The following is a 2,522-nucleotide window of genomic DNA, read 5'->3' as shown; positions in this document are numbered from 1 at the left end:
GGCGGTGGCGGTGGCGGTGGCGGTGGCGGTGGCGGTGGCGGTGGCGGTGGCGGTGGCGGTGGCGGTGGCGGTGGCGGGATGCGGGGATGCGGGGATGCGGGGATGCGGGGATGCGGGGAAAGCGGTGGGGTTCGCGTTGCTCACCTTCCGCCGACCTGCGGTCGTCGCCACCCTACGGGTACCGACGTTGATCCCGATGTTGCGCGCGTGAGCCCGGATGTTCGTAGGGTGGCGGCGGCCAACGGCCGCCGGCAGGTGAGCGAAGCGAACCCCACCGATCGCACGCACCCCGTAGGCTGGCGGTGAGCCGCAGGCGAACCCCAGCACCCGCGGAAATCTCACACATCCCGTAGGCTGGCGGTGAGCGTCAGCGAACCCCAGCAATCACCGGGAATCTCCCGCACCCCGCAGGCTGCCGGTGAGCCCCAGGCCAACCCCAGCAATCAGCGCAAATCCCCCGCGAGCGAAGCGAGCGTCTCCGGCGCGATGCTCACATGCGCCGGATAGTTCGTGTGGTCGCACCCGAGCTTCACCTCCGCCCCCGCCTTCACCGCCTCCCGCATCCCCGCATCCAGCTCGAAGCGCAGGAAGTGCACCGCCGAGGTCTTGTCCTCGTTCTCGCGGTCCAGGTCCTCGTCGGCGAGCGCGTAGACCCGCGCATGCCCTTCCACCTCGACGAACATGCGGTCCTCCACGCCGATCAGCCGCCCCAGCTCGCGGCGCCTTTCATTGACGTCGGGGTACTCGATCAGCATCGTCGCCTTCCAGTTGGTGCCGTCCGGCACCAGCGGCGCATATGCGTCGATCTCCTGCTGGATGCCTTCCTCCTCGAAGATCTTCTCGATGCGCAGCATCTCCTGCACCTGGTAGCGCATGCTCAGCTCGCTCTCGAACTGCACGGTGATGTGCTCGCCCAGGTGCACGCTGCGCAGCTTGCGGTGGGCGATGACTTCGGCCTTGTGCTGCTTGCGCCACTTGGCGTAGGCCTCCAGCGTCATCAGGCTGTCGGGGGTGATCCGGCCGGTGAGTTGCATCATTTCAATCCATACGCGATGCGCACGAGCGTCAGCGGGTGCTCCAGCCGCGGCGCGCCGAGCGCGTTGACGTCGAAGCCCTGGTCTATGTGGTGGCCGGCCAGGGCGCAGTCGGAGCTGATGTAGTCGGGCGCGCCGCCCGCCGGGTGCTCCGCCATCCTGCGGAACAGCGGCCGGCCGATCTTCATGGCGACCTCGTGCGTGGGCTTCTTCACGCCGTAGGTGCCGGCATGCCCGGAGCAGCGCTCGTTGGTGTGCACCTGCGTGCCGGGAATGGACTTGAGCACTTCCTCGGTCTTGCGGCCGATGTTCTGCACGCGCTGGTGGCAGGGCACGTGGTAGCTCACCTTGCCCAGCGGCTGCGGGAACTCGGTCTTCAGCAGGCCGTCGCGCCGCCGCGCTGCCAGGTACTCGAACGGGTCCCACATCGCCTGCTTCACGGCCTGCACGTCGGCATCGTCCGGGTACATCAGCGGCAGTTCCTGCTTGAACATCAGCGTGCAGCTCGGCACCGGCGAGACGATGGCCCAGCCTTCCTTCGCGTACTTCGCCAGCACGGGGATGTTGGCCTGCTTGCCTTTGTCCACGGACTCCAGGTCGCCCAGCTCCAGCTTGGGCATGCCGCAGCACTGCTCCTTGCTGACCACGACATAGGGGATGTCGTTGTGCTGCAGCACTTTCAGCAGGTCAAGGCCGATGCCCGGCTCGTTGTAGTTCACGTAGCAGGTCGAGTACACGGCCACCTTGCCGGGCGTGCGCTCGCCATCGCGCACCGGCAGTTCGCCCGACTTCGGCGCGGCGCTGCGGAAGCGGCGCGTGGCCAGCGCGGGCAGCCAGGCCTTGCGGTCCACGTGCAGCGTCTTTTCCAGGACGGCCCGCACGGGCTTCGTCTGGTTGGCCGCGTTCGCCACCTGCGTGACGATGGGGATGCCCGCGAACTGCCCGTGCACGTCGGTGGAGGCGAGCAGCTTGGAGCCGGCATCCACGCCGCCCTTCCTGTACTTGATCGCCTTGGCCCGCAGCATCGTATGCGGGTAGTCCACGTTCCACTCGTGCGGCGGCACGTAGGGGCACTTGGTCATGTAGCAGAGGTCGCAGAGGTAGCAGTGGTCGACCACCTTCCAGTAGTCCTGCTTCTCCACGCCGTCGACCTCGCCGGTCTTGCCCTCGTCCACCAGGTCGAACAGCGTCGGGAACGAGTTGCACAGGTTCACGCAGCGCCGGCAGCCATGGCAGATGTCGAAGATGCGCTCCAGCTCCTGGAAGCACTTCGCCTCGTCGTGATAGTCGGGGTTCTTCCAGTCGATCGGATGGCGCGTGGGCGCCTCCAGACTGCCTTCGCGGACGGCCATGGGCTTTTCTTGTAGTGGGAGGGCTGGGGTGGGGGCGCTCCGGAGTGCGGGGCCCCCCCCCAACCCCCCCCCAGAGGGGGGGGGGGGGAGAACCCGTCGACCCGCCCCTTGCGCGCCTTTGTGTCGCGGTTTGCGT

General features: G+C 67.8%; 3 protein-coding genes. 1 reads left to right on the top strand and 2 read right to left on the bottom strand.

Annotated features, from left to right (window positions below):
* On the top strand, positions 1 to 211 hold a 211-nt coding region (locus tag ACY0MJ_RS22295; RefSeq protein ID WP_462640750.1), incomplete at its 5' end, for a hypothetical protein.
* Positions 212 to 443: 232 nt separating this feature from the next.
* Here ACY0MJ_RS22295 and ACY0MJ_RS22290 read toward each other — a convergent pair.
* Positions 444 to 1,034, bottom strand: a complete 591-nt coding sequence (locus ACY0MJ_RS22290; RefSeq protein WP_462640751.1) for a DUF3501 family protein — start codon at positions 1,032 to 1,034, stop codon at positions 444 to 446.
* Positions 1,034 to 2,386: a (Fe-S)-binding protein gene (locus ACY0MJ_RS22285; protein ID WP_462640749.1), complete on the bottom strand. Its 1,353-nt coding sequence runs from the start codon at positions 2,384 to 2,386 to the stop codon at positions 1,034 to 1,036. The genes ACY0MJ_RS22290 and ACY0MJ_RS22285 overlap by 1 nt, the downstream gene beginning before the upstream one ends.
* Positions 2,387 to 2,522 lie beyond the last annotated feature (136 nt).

The sequence above is a fragment of the Ramlibacter sp. bp-362 genome (assembly GCF_054956735.1).
Note: the sequence above shows the minus strand (reverse complement) of the source record. Positions and strands in the feature narration are given on the sequence as shown.